This is a genomic window from Bacillus sp. LR_5, assembly GCF_042709275.1.
In genome coordinates this window covers 35437-50060 of the sequence record NZ_JAVAXX010000021.1, presented here as the reverse complement: position 1 = coordinate 50060, position 14624 = coordinate 35437, and the positions used below count along the sequence as shown (strand labels likewise).

At 44.3% G+C, this 14624-nt stretch carries 13 protein-coding genes, 1 pseudogene and 1 other annotated feature; of the genes and pseudogenes, 2 read left to right on the top strand and 12 right to left on the bottom strand.

The features are described from left to right. Positions 1–133, bottom strand: a pseudogene (locus tag RAC86_RS07355) (hypothetical protein); the annotation flags it as partial. A 298-nt stretch (positions 134–431) separates the two neighbouring features. Then, positions 432–1826, bottom strand: a complete 1395-nt coding sequence (araE, locus tag RAC86_RS07350; protein WP_072565279.1) for an arabinose-proton symporter AraE — start codon at positions 1824–1826, stop codon at positions 432–434. A gap of 203 nt (positions 1827–2029) precedes the next feature. Between araE and araR the strand changes: the two genes are divergently transcribed. Next, a complete protein-coding gene (gene araR, locus RAC86_RS07345; protein WP_133058572.1) occupies positions 2030–3115 on the top strand; it encodes an arabinose utilization transcriptional regulator AraR in 1086 nt (361 codons plus the stop codon). A gap of 102 nt (positions 3116–3217) precedes the next feature. Here araR and RAC86_RS07340 read toward each other — a convergent pair whose 3' ends face one another. The 3 genes from RAC86_RS07340 to RAC86_RS07330 all read right to left on the bottom strand — a co-directional run bounded on the left by RAC86_RS07340 (position 3218) and on the right by RAC86_RS07330 (position 6627). Next, positions 3218–4432: an ATP-binding protein gene (locus RAC86_RS07340; protein ID WP_236827519.1), complete on the bottom strand. Its 1215-nt coding sequence runs from the start codon at positions 4430–4432 to the stop codon at positions 3218–3220. 148 nt (positions 4433–4580) lie between these two features. Continuing rightward, on the bottom strand, positions 4581–5591 hold the full coding sequence (locus RAC86_RS07335) for an LLM class flavin-dependent oxidoreductase (protein ID WP_072565280.1): 1011 nt from the start codon (positions 5589–5591) through the stop codon (positions 4581–4583). 157 nt (positions 5592–5748) lie between these two features. Further along, positions 5749–6627, bottom strand: coding sequence for a LysR family transcriptional regulator (locus tag RAC86_RS07330; protein ID WP_014115208.1), 879 nt, complete (start codon positions 6625–6627; stop codon positions 5749–5751). 97 nt (positions 6628–6724) lie between these two features. Here RAC86_RS07330 and RAC86_RS07325 point away from each other — a divergent pair, with 97 nt between their 5' ends. Further along, the gene (locus RAC86_RS07325) at positions 6725–7642 is read left to right on the top strand and encodes a DMT family transporter (protein WP_061187906.1); all 918 of its coding nucleotides are present in this window, start codon (positions 6725–6727) and stop codon (positions 7640–7642) included. A gap of 40 nt (positions 7643–7682) precedes the next feature. Here RAC86_RS07325 and RAC86_RS07320 read toward each other — a convergent pair whose 3' ends face one another. The 7 genes from RAC86_RS07320 to RAC86_RS07290 form a co-directional block, all read right to left on the bottom strand. Next, complete coding sequence (locus RAC86_RS07320; protein ID WP_014115210.1) at positions 7683–9026, bottom strand: amino acid permease; 1344 nt, start codon at positions 9024–9026, stop codon at positions 7683–7685. 68 nt (positions 9027–9094) lie between these two features. Further along, positions 9095–9330 (bottom strand) — a binding site (T-box leader). A 97-nt stretch (positions 9331–9427) separates the two neighbouring features. Beyond that, positions 9428–10462 (bottom strand): glycosyl hydrolase family 18 protein, encoded by a 1035-nt coding sequence (locus tag RAC86_RS07315; protein ID WP_072565281.1) that lies wholly within the window; start codon positions 10460–10462, stop codon positions 9428–9430. A 104-nt stretch (positions 10463–10566) separates the two neighbouring features. Further along, positions 10567–11289 carry a lactate utilization protein LutC gene (gene lutC / locus RAC86_RS07310; protein ID WP_014115213.1) on the bottom strand — a complete coding sequence of 241 codons (723 nt, stop codon included), beginning with the start codon at positions 11287–11289 and terminating at the stop codon, positions 10567–10569. Then, a complete protein-coding gene (lutB, locus tag RAC86_RS07305; protein ID WP_014115214.1) occupies positions 11289–12728 on the bottom strand; it encodes a lactate utilization iron-sulfur protein LutB in 1440 nt (479 codons plus the stop codon). The genes lutC and lutB overlap by 1 nt, the downstream gene beginning before the upstream one ends. 26 nt (positions 12729–12754) lie before the next feature. Continuing rightward, complete coding sequence (gene lutA, locus RAC86_RS07300; protein ID WP_061187904.1) at positions 12755–13471, bottom strand: lactate utilization iron-sulfur protein LutA; 717 nt, start codon at positions 13469–13471, stop codon at positions 12755–12757. 174 nt (positions 13472–13645) lie between these two features. After that, positions 13646–14263 (bottom strand): DUF2812 domain-containing protein, encoded by a 618-nt coding sequence (locus tag RAC86_RS07295; RefSeq protein WP_014115217.1) that lies wholly within the window; start codon positions 14261–14263, stop codon positions 13646–13648. Further along, positions 14260–14589: a PadR family transcriptional regulator gene (locus RAC86_RS07290; protein WP_014115218.1), complete on the bottom strand. Its 330-nt coding sequence runs from the start codon at positions 14587–14589 to the stop codon at positions 14260–14262. The genes RAC86_RS07295 and RAC86_RS07290 overlap by 4 nt, the downstream gene beginning before the upstream one ends. Positions 14590–14624: the final 35 nt, after the last annotated feature.

Sequence of the window (14624 nt, the reverse complement as noted above, 5' to 3'; positions counted from 1 at the left end):
CGAGACTGGCAGACAGGCTTCTTCGCCCGATGGGTTCTGTCAGCCTGATATACTGCAAGATTTCAAACCTCTTTTGCATAACGAGCAGAAGATCAGGCAATAATTTTTTTTGAGCTTGTATTAACTGGTTCATGACTCAAACGTTCCTTCCTTTTTTCGCTGGACATTATACGTCCCGCTATGACAAAAAACGTCCCATCATAGCCAAAAAAAATTATTTCTGCTTTCTTTAATTATTTTAACAGGGTGGAATTGTTTATTCAACTGTTAAGAGTCAATTCATCGACAATATTCGCAGAGTTTCATGCGCAGCGTTTTATCCAGCATTATTTTTTCCTATATATCTATATCTTATACAGTAAACGCCAAAAGGTGCATCCCAACATAAACAGCCCTTCCAAAAGAAAGGGCCTGTTTTTTTTAAAGCGTTTTCATTTTATCCAGAGCTTTTCAATCTCTTCAAGCGATTTGTTCTTCGTTTCCGGACAGATCGTAACAACAAACAGGAAGCAAAGGATGTTAATCACCGCAAAAATCCAGAATGTATAGGCGAGCCCGAATGAATCGATCATCATTGGCACAAACTGTCCGATCGCCCAGTTTGCTCCCCATAAAAAGATGGTCGCAATACCCGCGGCCCGCGCACGCAGATGGTTCGGGAAGATTTCAGAAATCATAATCCATGTGATCGGCCCTACAGATACACAAAATGCCGCCACAAAACCTAAAATAAAGAAGACCAGCATAAGTCCGCCTGTTAACTGAAAGTAGAACGACGTTCCGATTAAGATCATAAAAATAGCCATAAAAGCAGATCCGATGGACATCAGTTTTTTTCGTCCGACTTTATCAATCAACAGCACCGCAATAATGGTAAAGATGACTTCTACAACCCCTACGATACAGGTTGTCACAAATCCGGCATTTTGTCCGAATCCCATCATTTTGAAGATTTCCGGCCCGTAGTAAGTAATCGCGTTCATGCCAATGACTTGGTTAAACAGTGCCAGCAGGATTCCAATGACAAGCGCCTTTCTGAGACCCGGCTTGAAAAGCTGGGAGAGCGATCCCATTTGTTCTATTTTTAAAGAGTTCTCAATGTTCTTTAATTCTTCTTTTGCAACAGTTTCTCCATTAATACGTGTCAGTATCTTTAGCGCTTCTTTTGTTTTGCCCGCTTTCGCCAGCCATCTCGGACTTTCCGGCACGACGAGCAATACGAGGAAAAAGATCACAGACGGCACCATTCCATAAGCGAGCATCCATCTCCAGCCGGTGTGCACACCCCATTCGTATGTTCCAGACCGCTGCACAGCGAGATTAATAAAGTACGTCGCGGAAATACCCAATATCGTAAAGAGCTGATATAAGGAAGAAAGGCTTCCGCGTATGGCAGGCGGCGCAGCTTCCGTAATATACGTAACAGAGAGTGATGAGCCCATCCCAATCCCGAGGCCTCCGATAATCCTTGCAATAATTAAGGTAGACACGTCTTGAGAAAGCGCTGAAACGATGGCTGATATCGCAAATAACAAAGCAGCTGTCATTAAAATTTTTCTCCGTCCGAACCTGTCGCTTAAAAATCCAGAAATTCCGACGCCCACTACTCCTCCGATCATAATGCTGGAAATCACAAGCCCTTCCATAAACGGACTCAGACTGTATAAATCTTTCAGAAAACCGATGGCGCCTGAAATCACTGCCGTGTCATAGCCGTACAATAAGCCGCCAAGTCCCGCCGCGCATGAGATCAAAATGACAAATCCCATTGAATGGCTTCGTGTTACAGGAGCATTTGGTTCTAATTGAGTTGGAGTATTCTTCATTTCCCTGCCCTCCCGAATGTTGAGTAAAGCGTTTACATTTCTCTTTCTAATTGTACGTACTTATTTAAAAATTTAACGAAAATTATTGTTTATTAGTACGTACAAATATAGGATAATCCCGTTTGCATTTTCTGTCAATGTTTTCTTGTATAGATCACTGTGATATACTGAAATTTGTCCGTATACATTTTGGAGGAATGGATATGTTACCAAAATATGCTCAAGTAAAAGAAGAAATCAGTTCATGGATTAATCAAGGCAAAATTCTGCCCGATCAAAAGATCCCTACCGAAAACGAGTTAATGCAGCAATTTGGCGTCAGCCGGCATACCATTCGCAAAGCGATCGGAGACCTCGTATCACAAGGTCTGCTGTACAGCGTGCAAGGCGGGGGCACCTTTGTCGCTTCACGCTCTGCTAAGTCAGCGCTGCATTCCAATAAAACGATCGGTGTTCTGACAACCTACATATCAGACTATATTTTCCCGAGCATCATTAGAGGAATCGAATCCTATTTAAGCGAGCAGGGATATTCTATGCTATTGACCAGCACAAACAACAATCCGGACAATGAACGCAGAGGATTAGAAAACCTGCTGTCACAGCATATTGACGGATTGATTGTAGAACCGACAAAAAGCGCTCTGCAAACGCCGAATATTGGCTACTATCTTAATTTAGAGAAAAACGGCATTCCTTTTGCGATGATTAATGCGTCATACGCCGAGCTTGCCGCACCAAGTTTTACTCTGGATGATGTGAAAGGCGGTGTGATGGCGGCCGAGCACCTGCTCTCTCTCGGCCATACGCACATGATGGGTATTTTTAAAGCTGATGACACGCAGGGTGTCAAACGGATGAACGGATTTATACAGGCGCATCGTGAGCGTGAGTTATTCCCTTCTCCGGATATGATTGTGACGTTTACGACGGAAGAAAAAGAATCAAGACTGCTGGAGAAAGTGAAAGCCACATTGGAGAAAAACAGCAAGCATATGCCGACAGCCATACTTTGTTATAACGATGAAATTGCGCTGAAGGTGATTGATATGCTGCGGGAGATGGATATCAAAGTGCCTGAGGATATGTCCATCGTTGGGTATGATGATTCTCATTTCGCGCAAATCTCCGAGGTGAAATTAACCTCTGTGAAGCACCCGAAGTCTGTGCTGGGAAAAGCGGCTGCAAAATATGTTATTGACTGCTTAGAGCATAAAAAGCCGAAGCAAGAGGATGTCATATTTGAGCCTGAGTTGATCATTCGCCAATCGGCGAAGAAACTAAAATGAAGACAGCATTTACACGATAGCTGTCTTCATTTTAATTAGTTATTAAAATTAAAACTTAATTGAAAATCATGCGGCGGGAGTACCTCATCAATATTTTCCTTATCAAAGTGCTTTAAAATATAGTAAAATAAGGAGTCTGTTATATAACCTTTTGTCATAATAAGAAAAGACTTTAGGGAAAATATTCTTTTTTGTTTGTAATTCTTCAAAATGGTTAAGCACAGATGTTAGAGCACCATGATTTATAGTTTTATTCATATGTATTTGCAAGAGGTTATCATAAATATACTGAAATGAAAATCCTTTTCTAGCAACGTCATTATTAGAAGTTAAAACAATTTTCATGATGTAATAGTATAGTTTTAATTTTCCTTTTCTTTCTCCATCTGCAATATGTTGAATCCTCTTTAGATATTCCTCACTGATTCTTTTATAGTATAATTTATTACACTTTATCGCCAATTCTAAATCATTTAAGATAACTTGATGATTACTAGACTGTCTCACACCGCTTTCACGGCAGTAATCAAAGAGAAGTTGTTGATATACCGCAACAATATGGCTAGATGCTTCTACAAAATAGTTTATTACATCATCGCTTATATCAATATTAAGTTCTCTACATCCTCTTTTTTTTATTTCTAACAAATCATTCTTTGACCATCTAGTTGCATCAATATAATCAATCCTTTGTGCTAATTCGCCGTTAAATTTCTCAAAATAACCATTATTTATTTTAGTTCCGATTATAATAAAACGTAGACCAATTTGATAAAACATTTTTAAATCAAAAGCTAAAAGATATTGATCTACTAAATTTAAATAATGAAAATCATCAAGTACAATAAATTGTATTTCTTTGCTAACTAGCGCTTCAGCAACTCTAACACTTACGGTATTAGGCAAATTCACTCTTCTAGTTTCACTAGAAAGCTCTTTTTCAGTTGATTCACCGGATACTTTAGCCTTTATAAATTGAAAAAGGTTTGCCTCTACTTGACTATCTAACTTTGTACATTTCTCAATACTTTTAGAAAGGCTTTCAGATATTTCAATACCAGCTTTATATAAGATTTGAGTGTAGATATCGGATAAGTTTACCCCTTTTGTACAATCAATTACGATAGTATTTTCATCTTTTGTAACATACTTTTTTCTAAGCAAAGTCTTGCCAACTTTTGTTTCACCATATATTACGATATGGTGATCAGTTAATTCTATCTTATCTTGGTAATCCTCATCTATTTGCTGTCTGTCGACATAACTTTTTAAAACGTTCCTTGAGATACCAAAAACCGACTTTAAAGAAGTAGGCATTTATGTAAGCATTCCTTTCGTGCCTATTTTTAAAAAATTTTCTGATTTGATTTAATAGTATCATATACCTTAAAAAATTCAATATAATACAATCCGACCCAAATAATAGAAATCAAAAAGCACGCAAAATTATCTGCGTGCTTTTTGATTATCTGTTTTTCCACACATCAGCGATGATTTCAAACGAACGCATTCTGTCTGCGTGTTCATAGGTTTCTGAGTTGACCATAATTTCATCAGCCTGTGTCGTTTTGACAAATCCTTCCAGATTCACCTTCACTTCTTCCGGACCGCCGACAATCGTGGAGCTCAGCTGTTCATTGACCATCGCTTTTTCATACGGGCTCCAGATTTGATCCATATCCTCAACAGGCGGCTTAAGCTGGTTCGGGGTGCCGCGTACTAGATCAAGGAATCGCTGGTAATGCGATGTAGCCAGATGCTGCGCTTTCTCGTTTGTATCTGCGGCGATAATCGTTACACCGACCATTGCATACGGTTCGTCGAGCACTTCTGACGGCGTAAACGAATTGCGGTACAGCTCCAAAGCGGGAACCGTATTCGCCGGCGAGAAATGAGCGGCGAACGCAAACGGAAGACCCAGTTCGCCTGCCAGTCGGGCGCTGAAGCCGCTTGAACCCAGCAGCCAAATCGGCACATCTATGCCCTCTCCCGGAATGGCGCGGACTTGATTGCGCACATTTCCGGACGGTTTAAAGTAATTGCGCAGTTCCTCTAATTGTTCTGGGAAATCTTCACCGCTGCTGATGTTTCTGCGGAGCGCTCTTGCTGTCAATTGGTCTGTTCCCGGCGCACGTCCGAGCCCCAGATCAATCCGTCCGGGATACAGCGTTTCCAGTGTGCCGAATTGCTCAGCAATCACTAGTGAAGAGTGGTTCGGAAGCATAATGCCGCCGGAGCCGACGCGGATTTTCTTTGTGCCGCCGGCAATATGGCCGATCAGAACCGCGGTGGCAGAGCTTGCGACACCTTCTATATTATGATGCTCAGCGAGCCAGTAGCGGTGATAGCTCCATTCCTCCGCACGGCGCGCCAAGTCCATGCTGTTTCGGAATGATTCTGCAATCGTTCCTCCCTGAACAACCGGAGATAAATTCAAGACAGAAAGCAAGGTATCTTTGCGTTGTTGAGTAGACATGTTTTTCTCCTTTGCAATTGTGATATCAGTAAACAGCCTCAAGCTGTCAAGTCATGATCGAAAGGACTTCTCTCACACCATAACACAACTGCAATCAGGAATAAAAGAATTTGATTCGATGAAATTCGAACAATATAAAACGAACGGGTTGGCACCGTTATTCTGCACCAAACAATTCCTGCGCCATATCAATGAATAGCTTAGCCGCCAGAGAAGCCTCCTTCAGTGATGGAACAGCAAGCTGCACATCACGGTACACCTGCGGGTCCAAATCCCGCGTCACCACATGCTCTGGCAGCGGCATGCCCGACATGGACATTTCTGATAAAATCGCCAGGCCCAATCCTTCTCTGATCATATTGACCGAGGTGTTCATGTTATAGACTGTGAAAGCGGCGTGAAGCGTAGCGCCCGCCTGCCTGAACATATCGATAAAAGGCGATTCATAGCCGCCGTCACAGACGATCATCGGTTCACGGTCGAGATCCTTCAGCGTAATAGCCGAACGGCTGCAAAGCGGATGATCGTCCCTGAGCACGACGGTCATTTTGTCTTTTTTCAGCCGAATGTACTCCATCTCCTCTGTTGGATACAGAAGAATGCCGACATCTATCATCCGTGTGTGAAGCCACTCCTTGACTTCATTTACAGTTCCCTCGTGCAGCACGAGCTCCAGTTTCGGATATTTTTGTTTAAACTCACTGATCAGCTTCGGCATAAAATAAGCCGAGGCAGTTGAGAATGTGCCGATATGGATCGTTCCCAGTTCAAGCCCTTTTTCCGCGGCTGCGACTTGCTCAACTTTTTCAATGCCTTTTAAGACTTCCCTGATGTGGACTAAGATTTTTTTCCCCGTCTCGGTCAGCATCAGGCCATTGCGGCGGTCACGAATGATCAGCTTCACATCAAGCTCAGCTTCAATCGCGGAAATCGCATGGCTGACAGCCGGCTGTGTCATGTTCAGCGCCTGCCCCGCTTTTGTAAAGCTTCCCGTTTCAGCAATTTTCACGAAAACCCTTAATTGTGTAATGGTCATAACAATTTACTTATGCTCCTTATAAAAAAGATTCATTTTATTTATCTTATATTCTACAGTATCATAATGGAAAAGTTCTACAAGGAGTGATTGAAAAGTGAAACAGCTCTCAAAAACGCGGACAGCGCTCCTGCTCGCCTTTCTCGTCATCATGTGGGGCATCAATTGGCCGCTGTCAAAAGCAGCGCTCGCCTATTCGCCGCCATTGTTGTTCGCGGGCATCCGGACGCTGATCGGCGGGCTTTTATTAGTCATTGTCGCACTGCCGCGTATTCATAAATTGCGCTTAAAAGAAACATGGCCGATTTATCTAATTTCTGCACTTTTAAATATTACGTTATTCTACGGCCTGCAAACGATCGGGCTGAACTACCTTCCAGCGGGCCTGTTTTCCGCGATCGTCTTTTTTCAGCCGGTTCTGATGGGCGTGTTTTCTTGGGTGTGGCTCGGCGAATCCATGTTTGCCATGAAAGTAATCGGGCTGATCCTCGGTTTTGCAGGAGTAGCTGTCATTAGTGCCGCAGGCTTTGGCGGGCATATTTCTGTTATTGGGGTTCTGCTGGCTCTCGGCTCCGCACTCAGCTGGGCGCTCGGAACAGTATATATGAAAAAAACAGGCAGTCGTGTCGATTCCATCTGGATGGTCGCCTTGCAGCTGACGATCGGCAGCGTGTTTCTGCTTATATCCGGCCTTTGGACAGAAAGCTTTTCTGCGATCCAATGGACAGCTCCGTTTATCACGAGCCTGCTGTTCATCTCTGTATTCGTTATCGCACTCGGTTGGCTTATCTTTTTTACACTTGTCGGTTCAGGAGAAGCAAGCAAGGTCGCTTCCTATACTTTTTTGATTCCGCTCATTTCGATCGTGGCCAGCTCTATTTTCCTGCATGAACCGCTCACCTATAGCCTATTGGCGGGTCTGCTGCTGATTGTGACGAGCATTTGCCTCGTGAATTCAAAATCAAAAGCACAAAAAGCAGCGGCGATCTGTGTAAAGAAGAAGGCTGCACAATAATAAAAACCCTCTTGTCGGATGTGACAAGAGGGTTCCTTATTTACTGATGCTTGCGTCCTTTGACCAAATATACAACTGTAATCAAAAGGTAGATCGCCGCAGTAATGCTGGTAATGACAATTGACGTTGTCAGGATGACCCCGATCAGAATGGCGAGTAACGCCAGAATCGCAAACCATGTGGTGTATGGGAACCATTTTACATAATAGGCCGGTGTTTCTGTTTGCTCTTTTCTCGATTTCAAATGAGCGAATCCGATGATCAGCCAAATGAATAAAACGGTATACCCCAATGATCCCATTAAGTAATTAAACGTTTGGCTTCCTGCGAACAGAGAAATCAATACGCCAATATAGAGAGAGGAGGTGCACATCAGAATCGCAAACATCGGTACGTTTTTCGATGAAAGCTTCGAAAAGATCTTCGGAAGCCTTCCGTCAGTAGCCTGTGTATATAAAATGCGTGATGATCCGTATAAACCTGAATTCATAGAAGAAATGATCGCCAGCAGGATGACTGCGTTCATAATATGATCCGCACCCGGAATACCTACCATTTTAAAGACCATAACGAAAGGACTTTCCGGAACGGAATTGACCTGATTCCATGGAATCAGGCTGACGATGATGAAAAACGGCAGCAGGTAGAACGCGACAATCCGTGTCAGTGTGCTTCGGACAGCTTTCGGGACAACCTTTTCCGGATTCTTTGTTTCAGCAAGCGTCACACCGATAATTTCTGTACCGCCGTAAGAGTAGATCACGACAAGCATCGCCGTAATCAGCCCTGTGCCGCCGTGCGGGAAAAATCCGCCGTGCTCTGTCAGGTTTGAAAACCCGGCAGCTGTATGATCACCGAATGATACAAATAAGAGCAACAATCCTAATATAATAAAGAGAATAATAACAGTAATCTTGATCATTGCCAGCCAATATTCGGTTTCGGCGAAGATTTTAACAGAAAGCAAGTTTACAATCGTGACGATAAGAGAAATTCCTAATGCCAACACCCAGATCGGGCAGCCCGGCAGCCAATATTGAATAAAGATCGCAGCCACAACAGCTTCAGCCGCAATGTTAAGCACCCACATTTTCCAGTATATCCAATCCAAGAAATAAGCAGCGTAATTTCCTAATACCTGTTGAACAAGATCCCGGAAGGTTCTGGCGTTTCGATTGCGCACAGCCATTTCCGCGAGCCCCTGCATAATAAACAGCAAAATAATGCCGCCGAGCAGGTAAGCGATAATGACAGATGGCCCTGCCACATCAATCGCTGAGCTGCTCCCTTTGAATAAACCTGCGCCGATTGCTCCGCCCAGCGCCATCATCATAATATGGCGGGACGTCATCGTGCGTTTTAACGTCTGATTGTCCTTTTTCATCCTCTTGTACCTCTCCTTCTCATTTTCAAAAACAAAAAAACCCGCCGTCTCCTATCTAATCTAATAGATAAAGAGACGACGAGCCTTCGGCTGACCGCGGTACCACTCTTGTTGATTCTTCCTAAAGAATCCAGCTTTTGACCTGTAACGAAGGTTAGCCGTTAAAACATGGGGAATATTCAATCTATTCCTTTTCGTCTTACCACTCCCGGGCGAGTTCAAAGAAGAATCAGGCTGCGTCGCACCATCCCGCAGCTCTCTGTTCTGATCACTTTCTTTTACTGCTCCCAATCTATGTGTTTTAGTTTTCTGAAAAACTTAAATTTTACGATCTGAATATATTAACATAATATACGTGCTTCTCTTTTCCCTGTCAATAACTTCAGAAAAAAAAGAAACTGTTATTTTGTCCCTTTTTGAATGGCTTTCCAAAAGGATTCTGACTCGTTTCCTAATGCGTAGACTGAGACACCTGCTATTTTATATTGCTTTGCCAGGCGGCTTTTCGTTTGAATGGTTTTTTCGTTTTCATACCACACGACATGTTTATGCTTCTTTTTGTCAACGTAAGAAAACGTCATCGAACCTGACTTTTTGTTGAATGCCGGCTTTGCTTTTTGCTTTTTGATGAGGGACTTGAGTTCATTCCATTCCCACATTGTGCTCCCGCTGCCGTCTTTCATATCCCAGTCATAGCCGTACGCCGGGATTCCCATGATGACTTTATTGGCTTTGATTTTTTTAACCGAAAACTGCAGAGAGCTTTTGATCCAGCTTGTGCTTGCCACTGAGCCCGGCTCGCCCCAAATGCCGTGTTCGTCGTAAGTCATGACTTGTACGTAGTCGGCATATTTACCGATTTTCGCATAATCATACGGCCAGCTCCATTCATCGTTTTGATCATCTGCGCTTTTGGCCGGAACGGAAACCATTGTTTTGATCTGTTTCTTTTTTAGAGCCTGTGAAACATCTTGAATGAAGCGTGAGTATTTGGATCGGTCTTCTGGATTCACTGCTTCAAAATCGATATTGATACCGTAGTATGAGTGCTTTTTGGCCAGTGCTATTAGCTGATCTGTGAATCGTTTTTTCGCTGTTTTATTACTCATGACCCGCTTGGCTAAATCTCCGTCAAAATCGTAAATGTCGTCATTATAGTTTGAAATCACAGCCCAGGTCTTGATTTTTTTCTTTTTCGCATATGTCAGCTGCTTGCTTGGGGCATCGCCAATGACTTGTCCGTTTTTTTCAAACGCAAACGTATCTGTAGCGATGGCATTCATGTATGTATGATACTTCGTTAGAGAATTGTATGAGGCCGTATCCCCAGTCGTGTAGCCTAATGTCATGCCGGCTGCCTTCGCTTCTGTTTGTGTATACATAAACAGCACGATCGCAATCGCCAGTGAAACAGCTATAATCAGCCATTTTTTCATCGCACTTCCTCCTTTTTCAAGTCATACTCTTCTCATCGGCCAAAAAATTGGATAGTTGAAGTTTTTTTCAAGCAGAAAGCCCGGCATATGCCGGGCTTTTAAAATCAACGGTCAGAAACGAGAATGTATGCGGCTTTTACAGGTCCGTGCACCCCGACGACCAAATCCATTTCGATGTCGGCTGAGTTACTCGGTCCGGTAATGTAGTTGATGCATGAAGGAACAGTGACGCCGTCCGCAATGTTTTGACGGATGATTTCACTGGCTTGCGTCATTCTTGGCACAATGCTTGATTTCGGGACAATCGCAATATAGGTCGTCGGCAGAAGGCTGACAGACCGGCCGATGTCTTTTGAGGAAAAGAGGACAACCGTCCCCGACTCAGCCAGTGTGATTTCACTGAATGTGATCCCTACATTGGCTTGCTCCGCTTTTTTGATATTTTCTTCGCCTTTGTCAGCATCCCACTCCCAGACCGGCGTTCCTTCGCCCGGCCAGTCCTTGGTGAGCAAGCTTTTTAGTCCGTATTCTTCAAAGCGGGGGTCCTTCGGAATGATGACAGGGCCTCCGGAAAACCGGCTGACCTGCTCGCGGAGGGCATCGTAAAGGCCGGTTGAATCCGTTTCAATCAGCTCTGTATGGATTTTGACGCAATGGTTTTTGAGGACTGTGACTAAGTCATCCGCTGAATATCCTTTAAGTGTTTGATATTGCGGCTGATGCGCCCACTCAGGGACTGCCACGCCCCCTGTTCTTCTTTCACGGCCCAGGCGTGATGCGATTCGGTTTAAAAAGCTCTCCTGATTCTGAACGTTTCCCTTCGTCATCACTGCTCCTCCTTCGTGCGTTCACTTGTTTCTCTGTCTGTAAACCAATCTCTGAATCTCGATTTATGCGGTGCTGGGAAATCGCGGATCTGTGTCCAGCTTTTGAGCGGGCCCGGCCCTTTCGAAATTTTTTCGTCCTCTGTAAAAGGCGTCATGGCGGCTGGCGCCCATTTTGAGCCCATTTTATAAAGCGACAAAGAGGACGCGCCAAGTCCGAACGCTTTCATCGCAAGCTTTTCACTGATCGGCGCTCTGCCTTCTTTTTCGACGATGTTCTGGCGATGCTTGAGAAGCAGCTCATGAAGCGGAATTTTGACCGGACAGGCTTCAGAACAAGCCGCGCACAATGTAGACGCGTACGGCAGCTCCTTAAAATCGTCATAACCTCCGAGCAACGGCGATAAAACCGCTCCGATCGGCCCCGAATAGATGGAGCCGTATGAGTGTCCGCCGACATGGCGATACACAGGGCAGACATTGATACAAGCTGCACAGCGGATACATTGCAGCACGGATTGGAATTCCGTTCCGAGAATATTGGACCGGCCATTGTCAACAATGACAAGATGGAATTCCTCCGGCCCGTCCACTTCCCCTTCCAGCTTCGGTCCTGTCAAAGCCGTAATATAACTTGTCAGCCGCTGTCCGACAGCGCTTCTTGTCAGCATGCTGACAAGGACTTCAAATTCAGAAAATGACGGGACAATCCGCTCCATTCCCATCACAGTGATTTGCGTTTTCGGCAAGGTGCTCACAAGCCGTCCATTTCCTTCATTGGTCACAAGGCTGACAGAACCCGTATCAGCAATGGCGAAGTTACAGCCGGTAATGCCGATATCCGCCTCCAGAAACTTTTCCCGGAGGATGGCGCGCGCATGCATCACTAGCTCTTCCGGTTTTTCTGTATGTTGATAGTCCAGCCTTTCTTTAAATACATCGCGTATCTGTTCTTTATTTTTATGAAGGGCGGGCGCTACGATATGTGAAGGCGGATCATGATCATCAATCTGCAAAATATACTCGCCGAGGTCGGTTTCGACGACTTCGCAGCCTTCCTGTTCCAGCACCTCATTCAGATTGATTTCCTCTGTGACCATTGATTTTGATTTTACGATTTTCTTCCCATTCTTCTTTTGAATGACATCGCGAATATAAGAAGATGCCTCTTCCGCTGTTTCCGCGAAATAGACATGCCCCCCTCTTTTCGCCACATTTTCGGCTAGCTGGCCGAGATAGAAATCGAGGTTTTCAAGGACATGCTGCCTGATTTCCTCTGATAGCGAGCGCCACTCCTCCCAGTTACCCAGCTCTTCGGCTGCTTCAAGGCGCCGTGTCCGCAAACGCTCCTGCGCCCCCGAAACAGCGCCTCTCATAAATTCATTATCGATCCCCTGTGATACCCGCTCTTTAAAAGCGTCAGTACCGATTTTCATCGCCATGATCCTTTCCCCCTCTGAATCCAGTTTTATCTGCTGTTGAGCACTTCGGCGATGTGCATCACTTTGACATTCTTGTCTTTACGATCAAGCCGTCCCCCGATATTCATCAAACAGCCGCAGTCAGCACCGATCAGCACCTCTGCTCCCGTTTCCTCCACGCATGCGACTTTTTCATCGACCATCTGCTCAGAGATCTGCGCCATTTTGACGGAGAACGTTCCTCCGAATCCGCAGCAGTTATGTTTGCCCGGAAGCGCTGTGAATTCTAGGCCCTTCACATGGCTCAGAAGCTTCATTGGCTCCTCCCGAACCCCGAGCAGCCTTGTCATATGGCACGACGTATGTAAGGTTGCTTTTGTATGAAGGGTCGCGCCGACATCCTCTATCCCAAGGACGTTCACGATAAAATCCGTCAGTTCATACGTTTTATCGGCAAGCTTTTGCGCTTTGTCTGCCCATTTCGGATCATCCTGAAACAGGTGCGGATACTCCCGGAACATCGTCGTGCAGGAACCGGAAGGGCTGACGACATATTCGGAATCCTGAAACGTTTCGATCATCCGTTTCATTGCTTTTTTGGCGTCATTCACATAGCCGCTGTTGTAAGCCGGCTGCCCGCAGCAGATCTGCCCCTCCGGAAAATCAACCTCACACCCAAGGCGCTCCAGCAGCTCAACTGTTGCTTTTCCGACATTTGTTTGAAACATATCAACAAGACAAGTGACAAAAAGTGAGACTTTCATGATGAACCCCTCTCTCATCCCCAATATATGATCAGGTCATCTGATGACCTGAGTTAAAATAACTATATGAATATCGTACACTATTCTGATAATGGAAGGGAAGGGTTTTCTATACATTCCTGCAATAAAAAACGCCTGTTTCACTGGACAGACGTTCATGGTGCAACACACTTTTTAATGGTCATACAGGCACTTCCTGTACTTTTTATATGTTTTCACAAATAGATAAAAGAAGCTAAGAGCGCTGAGGAGAACAATCCATCCCGCTCCCCCTCTCATCAGTGCAAAAGGTGTTTCAAACAAAAAGGCTCCGATAAAAGTTGCTCCGGTCTTATCCCACAGTCCCGGCGTATAATACAAACTCTGGGGACGGATAAATAAATCAGTATTCAAAGCATTGGCAGTAAAGAGAGTCAGGATGAAGGATAAGAATATAAATGAAAGTGCAAAGTACGCTTGAAATAAGCGTTTGTATCTTCCAGCTCTGGATTCTGCATCAGAAAAAATATCATCTGATGCACTGGAGTTCTCTTTTCTAAAATAATGCAGGCCTTGTGAACTGAAAAGATGCTTCCATCCGCTGTCTTCAAATAGAGTGCGATAATCAGTAAAATCCTCCGGATGTTTAAAGGTGCGATAGTCTATTTTGACGATAGAAGGGTCTGACGTTGCTTCGTCTGCAAACCGATAGGAAAAAAAACCCTTTCCTTTCAATCCGTACCCCTTATCTGCCATCTTATTGAGCCACTGTTCCTCACAGTCTATGTCCGTAAAATATCTGTATTTCTTCATATGGCCTCCCCCTTTTTATTTAACTCCTGCCTTGTTATCTCAACCAGCCGCTCCATTCTCTCCATGTCCTTCCTTAATACACTTCTTCCAAGTTCAGTGATGATATATGTTTTTCTGCGGCGGTCTTCACTTGGATAAGGCTCTATCAATTGATGCTTCAATAAGTTTTCGATTGCGCCATAAAGAGTTCCAGGCGCCATTTTAACTCTTCCGCCGCTAAGATCTTCAATATTTTTCATAATGATGTAGCCGTGAGCAGGATGTAACAAAGATAAAAGTACATAGTAAACAGTCTCAGTCAGCGGCAAATGCTTATTTTCATTCATATATCGGCCTCCATATTCAGTACAACTGTATAGTT

Bases quoted from the DNA above. Each gene is read 5' to 3' on its own strand.
- RAC86_RS07330 (WP_014115208.1), bottom strand. From the start codon at position 6,627: ATGACCATTACACAATTAAGGGTTTTCGTGAAAATTGCTGAAACGGGA.
- RAC86_RS07320 (WP_014115210.1), bottom strand. From the start codon at position 9,026: ATGAAAAAGGACAATCAGACGTTAAAACGCACGATGACGTCCCGCCAT.
- araR (WP_133058572.1), top strand. From the start codon at position 2,030: ATGTTACCAAAATATGCTCAAGTAAAAGAAGAAATCAGTTCATGGATT.
- lutA (WP_061187904.1), bottom strand. From the start codon at position 13,471: ATGAAAGTCTCACTTTTTGTCACTTGTCTTGTTGATATGTTTCAAACA.
- RAC86_RS07315 (WP_072565281.1), bottom strand. From the start codon at position 10,462: ATGAAAAAATGGCTGATTATAGCTGTTTCACTGGCGATTGCGATCGTG.
- RAC86_RS07290 (WP_014115218.1), bottom strand. From the start codon at position 14,589: ATGAATGAAAATAAGCATTTGCCGCTGACTGAGACTGTTTACTATGTA.
- RAC86_RS07340 (WP_236827519.1), bottom strand. From the start codon at position 4,432: ATGCCTACTTCTTTAAAGTCGGTTTTTGGTATCTCAAGGAACGTTTTA.
- RAC86_RS07335 (WP_072565280.1), bottom strand. From the start codon at position 5,591: ATGTCTACTCAACAACGCAAAGATACCTTGCTTTCTGTCTTGAATTTA.
- araE (WP_072565279.1), bottom strand. From the start codon at position 1,826: ATGAAGAATACTCCAACTCAATTAGAACCAAATGCTCCTGTAACACGA.
- lutB (WP_014115214.1), bottom strand. From the start codon at position 12,728: ATGGCGATGAAAATCGGTACTGACGCTTTTAAAGAGCGGGTATCACAG.
- RAC86_RS07295 (WP_014115217.1), bottom strand. From the start codon at position 14,263: ATGAAGAAATACAGATATTTTACGGACATAGACTGTGAGGAACAGTGG.
- lutC (WP_014115213.1), bottom strand. From the start codon at position 11,289: ATGACGAAGGGAAACGTTCAGAATCAGGAGAGCTTTTTAAACCGAATC.